Source organism: Streptomyces sp. NPDC029044, assembly GCF_040637495.1.
In the GTDB taxonomy this organism is placed as follows: domain Bacteria; phylum Actinomycetota; class Actinomycetes; order Streptomycetales; family Streptomycetaceae; genus Streptomyces.
Window position 1 is genome coordinate 39,471 of record NZ_JBEZWN010000059.1, and the last position, 7,131, is coordinate 46,601.

General features: G+C 69.3%; 7 protein-coding genes. All 7 read left to right on the forward strand.

Features of this window, described 5'->3' with window-relative positions; all coding sequences use genetic code 11:
• Positions 1 to 41: 41 nt before the first annotated feature.
• The 7 genes from AB0E85_RS32055 (at position 42) to AB0E85_RS32085 (ending at position 7,100) form a co-directional block, all read left to right on the forward strand.
• A complete protein-coding gene (locus AB0E85_RS32055; protein ID WP_361934642.1) occupies positions 42 to 1,940 on the forward strand; it encodes a glycoside hydrolase family 15 protein in 1,899 nt (632 codons plus the stop codon).
• Between the two features lie 27 nt (positions 1,941 to 1,967).
• Positions 1,968 to 3,482, forward strand: coding sequence for an ATP-binding protein (locus AB0E85_RS32060; protein ID WP_361934628.1), 1,515 nt, complete (start codon positions 1,968 to 1,970; stop codon positions 3,480 to 3,482).
• Positions 3,483 to 3,553: 71 nt separating this feature from the next.
• Complete coding sequence (locus tag AB0E85_RS32065; protein WP_020271951.1) at positions 3,554 to 4,069, forward strand: roadblock/LC7 domain-containing protein; 516 nt, start codon at positions 3,554 to 3,556, stop codon at positions 4,067 to 4,069.
• On the forward strand, positions 4,066 to 4,479 hold the full coding sequence (locus AB0E85_RS32070; protein WP_361934630.1) for a DUF742 domain-containing protein: 414 nt from the start codon (positions 4,066 to 4,068) through the stop codon (positions 4,477 to 4,479). The genes AB0E85_RS32065 and AB0E85_RS32070 overlap by 4 nt, the downstream gene beginning before the upstream one ends.
• 52 nt (positions 4,480 to 4,531) lie before the next feature.
• On the forward strand, positions 4,532 to 5,119 hold the full coding sequence (locus AB0E85_RS32075; RefSeq protein WP_361934633.1) for an ATP/GTP-binding protein: 588 nt from the start codon (positions 4,532 to 4,534) through the stop codon (positions 5,117 to 5,119).
• Positions 5,119 to 5,760, forward strand: coding sequence for a GAF domain-containing protein (locus AB0E85_RS32080; protein ID WP_361934636.1), 642 nt, complete (start codon positions 5,119 to 5,121; stop codon positions 5,758 to 5,760). Before AB0E85_RS32075 ends, AB0E85_RS32080 begins: the two co-directional genes overlap by 1 nt.
• A gap of 86 nt (positions 5,761 to 5,846) precedes the next feature.
• Positions 5,847 to 7,100 carry an acyl-CoA dehydrogenase gene (locus AB0E85_RS32085; protein WP_361934639.1) on the forward strand — a complete coding sequence of 418 codons (1,254 nt, stop codon included), beginning with the start codon at positions 5,847 to 5,849 and terminating at the stop codon, positions 7,098 to 7,100.
• The last annotated feature ends 31 nt before the right edge of the window (positions 7,101 to 7,131 follow it).

Consider the following 7,131-nt stretch of genomic DNA (forward strand, 5'->3'; position numbering starts at 1 on the left):
GATACCCCCCGGCCTGCGGGGTCAATGGAGATTCACAAGCGATGGAACGTCTTCCGCGTATCGAGCAGTACGGCCTGATCGGCGACATGCAGACCAGTGCCCACGTCTGCGACGACGGTTCGATCGACTGGCTGTGCCTGCCCCGCTTCGACTCTCCGGCCGTTTTCGCCGGCCCACTCGGGACACAGAAACACGGCACCTGGCAGATCACTCCGGCCTCGCCGCATCCTGGCCCGTCCGGCTTCGAAGCGGAAGCCAAACGCCAGTACTGCGGTGACTCACTCGTCCTCGAATCGGTGTGGCACATCCCGACCGGTTCGGTCCGCGTCCTGGATTTCATGCCGCCACGCGACGGGGCACCTCAGGTGATCCGGATCGTAGAGGGTCTCACCGGCGAAGTGCCGATGATTTCTGCCATGCGTCCGCGGCCGGGATACGGCAGCGTCAGCCCGTGGATCCACGAGGTCGGGGGCCGCATGGTCGCGGAGGCCGGCGCGGACGCTCTGTGGCTCGACACCTGCGTCCAGCAGGTGGAGAAGGACGGCGCCATCGTCGGCGCCTTCGCCGTCGCCGCCGGGCAGAGCGTGGCTTTCGTGCTCAGTTGGTGCCCATCCCATGCAGCCGCGCCTGACGTTCCCGACCCGGAGGTCGCGCTCACCGAGACTCTCACCTTCTGGCAGGAGTGGGCGCAGGAATGCACCTACGACGGCCCCTTCCGCGAGCCCGTGATTCGTTCCTTGATCGCGCTGAAGGCGATGACCTATGGGCCGAGCGGCGGGATCGTCGCGGCGCCGACCACATCACTGCCTGAGGAGATCGGCGGCGGACGGAACTGGGACTACCGCTTCACCTGGCTGCGCGACGCCTCCACGACCCTGGCCGCGCTGCTGGGGACCGGGTACCGGCAGGAGGCGCAAGCATGGCGGCGATGGCTGTTGCGTGCGGTGGCCGGTGATCCGGAGAACCTGCAGATCATGTACGGGATCACCGGAGAGCGTGATCTGCGGGAGCGGCAGCTGGCGTGGCTGCCGGGGTACGAGGACTCGGCCCCGGTGCGAGTCGGCAACGGGGCGGCAGACCAACTGCAGCTCGATGTGTACGGCGAGGTGATCGAGACGCTGTACCTCGCGCACCAGAGCGGTGTCGCCCACTGCGCCGACACTGCGGTCCTGCACCAGCGACTCATCGAGCACCTGGCGCAGCGCTGGCAGGAGCCCGACGAGGGAATCTGGGAGATCCGCGGGGCACGCCGGCACTTCGTGCACTCCAAGGTGATGGCGTGGGTGGCGGTAGACCGCACGATCCGCCTGGCCGAAGTCGGTGCCCTCGACGTGGACCTGCCCCCCTTGGTCGAACTGCGGGCCACGATCCACCACGAGGTCTGCACCAAGGGCTTCGACCCGGCGCGCAACACCTTCACTCAGTCCTACGGCTCCCAGGAACTGGACGCCGCCACGCTGCTCATCCTCCGCGTCGGTTTCCTGCCGCCGAACGACCCGCGCGTCATCGGCACCGTGGACGCGGTACGTCGTGAACTCTCCACACCGGACGGGCTCGTGTATCGGTACCCGACCCGCGGCAAGCGCACCGGAGTGGACGGCTTGGCCGGCGATGAGGGCACCTTCCTCCTTTGCAACTTCTGGCTCGTCGATGCGCTCGCCCTGACCGGCCGCCTCGGCGAGGCCCACGCCCTGTTCGAGCACCTTCTCGCGCTGCGCAGCGACCTCGGGCTCCTGGCCGAGGAGTACGACCCCGTCCAGCAGCGCCAGCTCGGCAATTTCCCGCAGGCGTTCAGCCACATGGGCCTGATCCAAAGTGCCCGGCTCCTTCATCAGCTGGCGACGCAGTCTTCCTGCCAGCGAGGCCCGGTCGAGGTTCCGGCGCCTCGCTCGACCTCACCGCTCCAGACCGGCACAAGCCTGACGCCGCAGCACGCCTAGCAACCCCGCCCCCTGACGAGGATTCCCATGCCTGACAGCGCCTTCCCGGCACGGCCGGCCGCTCCCGGCCACCGCAGACGTCGGCCTCCACGGATCGACCCGATCACGCTGCACCATGTCCGCCGCGCCGTGGCCTTGCCCATGGTGCTTCTGGCCACGCTGTTGGGTGCCGTCTTCGCCCTGTGGTCGATGTCTGCGGTAGGTCCCGGCTGGCTCCTGGCCGACCTTGTCTGTGGGCTGGCCGGGGTCGCGCTGGTGGCGGCTCGCGGAGTGCGCACGGCCGCAGGGGCCATGCAGGCAGCGGTGGAGGAGGCCCAGGCAGCGGCGCTGACAGCGGTCGCCGAGGCAGGGGCGGCCGTCGAGAAGTCGGTGCAGTGGTCGGCGGACGAGCTGTGCCGCGGGGGACGCCCGGCGCTGCCGGACATGCACACGCCACCGTCGGCCAGTCCGACCGTCGAGATCAACAAGGCGTTGAGTTCCCTCCAGGCCCAGGCCATCGCGTCGCTGATACGCGTGCACGACGAGTCACAGTCCGTCGTTCTCCTGGAAGTGCTGCGCCGTCTGGCGATGCGCGAGCACGCACTGGTCGGCAAGGCGCTCGAGGCACTGAGCCAGCTGGAGAAGCTGACCGACGACCCGGAGCTGCTTTCGAAGATCTTCGAGATCGATCACCTCGTGACGCGGATGCGCCGGCAGGTCGAGAGCACGGCGGTGCTGGGCGGGCAGTCCCTGCGCAGCGTGCGTCGGCCCGTCCCCGTCGCGACGGCGCTGCGCGGCGCGGTCTCCGAAGTTGTGCAGTATCCGCGTGTGGCCGTCGCGGCTGGTTCCGTGGGCGCTGAGCTGGGGCTTCCGGGACATGTGGGTCCGGACCTGACCCACCTTCTGGCCGAGCTGATCGAGAACGCCTGCGAGTGCTCCGATCCGGCAACGAAGGTGACCGTGCGAGCGCAGCGGGTTTCCAACGGGCTGGCGATCGAGGTCGAGGACCGGGCCATCCCTATGCATCCGCAGACACGCGCGCAGATGAACCACCTGCTCAAGGCCCCTGACGAGGTGGACGTCAGCGGTCAGGTACGAGCGGGACAGCTCGGCTTGCTGGTCGCCGCGAAAATCGCCCAGTCGCACGGGCTGTCCGTTCTCCTCCAGGAGAACGTGACGGGAGGCACCACCGCCCTGGTCGTCATTCCGGCACGGCTCATCGTCGCGATTCCCTCGCTCGAGGACTCGGGCGCGCTCCCCAGGAGACCCCGCCCCTCCGCGCCGCCTCGGCAGAGTGCCACGGCTCCAGCCGTCCCGGCGGGCCAGGTACCACGCCCGGACACCGCAGGGGCGCCGAGAGCCGGAGAGGCAGGTCACTCGGCTGATGCGCCCGCCCTTCCCACGCGTACGCGTCAGGCCGGCTCGTTCCGTCCACCACGCGAGCGGGAGCAAGCCCCCGTGACCGCGGCGACGCCAGGGCTCGCAGCCGCCTTCCGCAAAGGCATCCAGGCCAGTGGGACCGCTGGTTCTTCGCCCGCTTCGCCAGAGCAACCCGGGCCCTGATTTCGCCCTTCCTTCACGTTCCCGGTGGCCTGTTACATCCGCTGGCCCTTCCCCCTTCTGGAGCGATCCCTATGAGCACCCACCCCGCGATGAACAACGTGACCAGCGACGCGCCCGCATCCGAGACGACGGCAAGCGGTCAACGGGACAACATGGCCTGGCTGCTGCGTCACTTCACCTCCGAGACTCCGGGCGTCACGCACGCCGTCCTGCTGTCGCGCGACGGACTGCGGCTGCTGGACAGCGACGTCGACAAAGACTGGGCGGACGAACTGTCGGCCGCGCTCAGCGGAGTGGCCTCCCTCGCGACGAACATCACCGGCCCCAGCCACAAGAAGAGGCCGGCCAAGCAAGTCATCATCGAGCGAGACGACTGCCTGTTCTTCGTCCAGAGCGCCGGGTGCAGCGCAGCGTTCGAGGGCCATCCCGGCAACGAACGCGGTGAGGTGGACACGATCCTCGCCGTCATCGCCACCACGGACGCCGACGCGGGCACCGTCGGGTTCGAGATGGGGCGCCTCGTCCAGAAGTTCGCCCCTTACATGCAGATCCCCGTCCGCGTCGGCACGGGTGCTGAGGTCCGGTGACCACACACGGCCGCTCGGCCGAGGAATCGACGTTCGTGCGGACCTACACGCTGACGCGCGGGCGCACCAAGCCGCGGCACCTGCTGGGCTTGGAGACCGTGCTGAACGCCGGGTCGGGGCGCCCGGGCCCGGGGCAGGCCGCGGAGTGCGAAGAGATCCTCGCCCTGTGCCGAGAGCACCGGCGTTCCGTAACCGAGCTGGCGGGCCGACTCCGCCGCCCCGTCACCGCCGTCAAGATCCTCGTCTCGGACCTCTTGGACGCCGACGCACTGGTCATCTCCGTCACCGGTGCCTATGCCGCCTCCGACGCAGACGCGGATGAGCGTCCCACCACCCACCTATTGGCGGCCCTCTCCGTGGGCCTGAAGAGGAAGTGGCCCGATGCCATCGCCTACCCCCAGGCCGGATGACCCGACCGTGGCGCTGCGGAGTCCGTCGCGCCCGCAGGCCGGTGTACCGTCTGTGCTGAAGATCGTGATTGCCGGGGGCTTCGGCGCGGGCAAGACCACCGCCGTCGGTGCTGTCAGTGAGATCACGCCGCTGAGCACGGAGGAGTATCTGACCGAGGCAAGCGCGCACGTGGACAGCCTGGAAGGCGTCGAGGCGAAGCAGACCACCACGGTCGCCTTCGACTTCGGCCGACTCAGCCTGCCGGACGCGCCCGTGCCCCTGGAACTGTTCCTGTTCGGCACGCCCGGCCAGGACCGGTTCGTCGACCTCTGGTACGACCTCTCCCGCGGAGCCGTCGGCGCAGTCGTCCTGGTCGACACCCGCCGCCTGGAAAGCAGCTTCACCCCCCTCAGCTTCTTCGAAGACATCGGCCTGCCCTTCGTCGTCGCAATCAACCAGTTCGACGGAGCACACCGCTACCACCCCGAACAGGTTCGCACCGCCCTCGAACTCCCCACCTCTGCGCTGGTGGTCACCTGCGATGCCCGCGACTCGAACCACGTCGCCGGCGTCCTGCTGGCCCTCGTCGGCCACGCAGTGAAGAACGCATCGGCAGGCCCCGCTCGCCCAGCAGCCACTACCACTCTCCAGGACGCCTGATGTCATATCAGCCCAACGACCCCTACCTCGTGCCGCAGACCGCCCCAGCGACGCGGTCACTGCCGCGACGCAACATGCGAGACATCGCGCTTGAGCCGTCCGTCTCGGCCGACGTTGCCGTCACCGGCCCGCAGGACCTGCAGACGACCGAACTGGCGCTGCGGTATGAGCTGCTCGAGCGCCTGGGCGTGCCCACCGCTGCCAGCCAGGACTTCGACGAGCTGGCACGCGACATGGCCACGCAGGCCGGATTCCTGTACGGGTTCGTCAATCTCTTCCTGGAGGAGCAGACCTTCGTCGGGCTGCACCAGCCGCCCGCGGACAGCGGGTACGTCATCGTCGGCCGCACCATGAGCCGCGACCACGGCTGGTGCCCGGAGGTCATGGCCCGCAAGAAGGCCCTCCCGCTGCACGACGTGCACGCCAGCCCGCGCTTCAGCGGCAATCACGTGGTCGACGCAGTCGGGATCCGCTCCTACTTCGGCGCACCGCTCATCCACGACAGCGGCACCGTGCTGGGCACGGTGTGCGTCATCGACCCCGAGAAGCGGCCCCTGAGCGAGGCCCGACGGCTCAGAGACATCGTCATCAACGCCGGCGCCCAGGTGATGGACCACATCGCCCACGCGCCCGTCCGCTAGGCCGTTCCACCACCCCCACCCGGGAGCCGCAGGCGATCCCCGGCCGCTCCACTGTGCGACCTTCCCCCAGGGAGAGGGAGACGACCATGCCCGCCACACCCACCGCTCCGCCACCGGCGCTGCGTCCCTACCTCACCGCCCGCCACGAACTGCTGTGGGACGAGGCGGACGCCTTCGCGGAAGAGCACATCGCGCCGCGTGCTGCACGTATGGAGGCCGCTCCGGGCAGGGTGGAGCGCAAGGTCGCCGATCTGATGGCCGCACGCGGCTGGTTCGCCGTCACCGTCCCGGCCGCCTTCGGCGGTCTTGGCGCCGGCCATGTGGCCAAGACGGTCCTGGTCCACCGCGTCGCCTGCATGTCGGCGGCTGCCGCGGCCATCCTGCAGGCCACCCTGATCCCCGTCGGCGGGTTGTTGCACTTCGCCACTTATGAACAGAAGGGCCGCTGGCTGCCGCAGGTGGCGGACGGGTCACTTCTTTTGTCGATCGCCGTGACCGAACCGCGGGCCGGCGGACACATCGGCGGCATCGAAACCACCGCCGAACGCGCCGGCAATCAATGGGTGATCACCGGCAGTAAGGTCCACATCGGCAACAGCCATCTCGCGGGAGCCCACCTCGTCGTCGCCCGAACCGCCGAGGCGGGCGTAAGTACTTCCCAGGCGCTGACCGCGTTCATGGTCGAATCCGACCGACCCGGGCTCTCGGTTTCCGACCACCGCCCCGGGCTCGGCCTGCACGGCTTCTCCGCCGGCCGCCTCGACCTCGACCACGTCCGCGTCCCCGAGGACAACGTGGTCGGAGAGATCGGCCAGGGGCTGAGCGTGGCCCAGAGCAGCAGCATCCTGTACGGCCGTCCCAACCTGGCAGCGCTCAGCCTCGGGATCCACGAGGCGGTCGTGACCACCACGACTGCCCGCCTCAAGGCGCGCGCCCGCTACCGGGGCGCCCTGTCCGATCTGCCGGTCCTGCGGGACCGCATCGGTGACATGGAAGCCCGCCTGCGCGCCGGACGAATCCTGGCGTACCAGTCCGTGCACCTCCTCGACCAGGGCCTGCCCTGCGACGCCGACCTGATCAACGCCAAGTATCTCGGCCACCAGTGGGCCATGAAGTCCACCCAGGACGCCATGGAACTGCACGGCGCCCACGCCCTCGACCGCGACTACGTCCTCCAGCGCCTGTGGCGCGACATCCAGCACACCTACCCACCGGCCGGAACCGGCGAAGTCCAGCGCATACGCCTCGCCGACGCCGCCTTCGACGAGGACCACATCCAGTGGTCCGAACGCCTCGCCGCCGAAGCGGCCTGGGCACGCCCCGACCCCACCGCCGCATGAGCCCCCGTGCGCGGCACCCCGTAAAACCGCC

What these genes read in the sequence shown, in the direction of transcription:
- AB0E85_RS32080 (WP_361934636.1), top strand. Translation starts at nt 5,119, where the DNA reads ATGTCATATCAGCCCAACGACCCCTACCTCGTGCCGCAGACCGCCCCA.
- AB0E85_RS32055 (WP_361934642.1), top strand. Translation starts at nt 42, where the DNA reads ATGGAACGTCTTCCGCGTATCGAGCAGTACGGCCTGATCGGCGACATG.
- AB0E85_RS32085 (WP_361934639.1), top strand. Translation starts at nt 5,847, where the DNA reads ATGCCCGCCACACCCACCGCTCCGCCACCGGCGCTGCGTCCCTACCTC.
- AB0E85_RS32060 (WP_361934628.1), top strand. Translation starts at nt 1,968, where the DNA reads ATGCCTGACAGCGCCTTCCCGGCACGGCCGGCCGCTCCCGGCCACCGC.
- AB0E85_RS32065 (WP_020271951.1), top strand. Translation starts at nt 3,554, where the DNA reads ATGAGCACCCACCCCGCGATGAACAACGTGACCAGCGACGCGCCCGCA.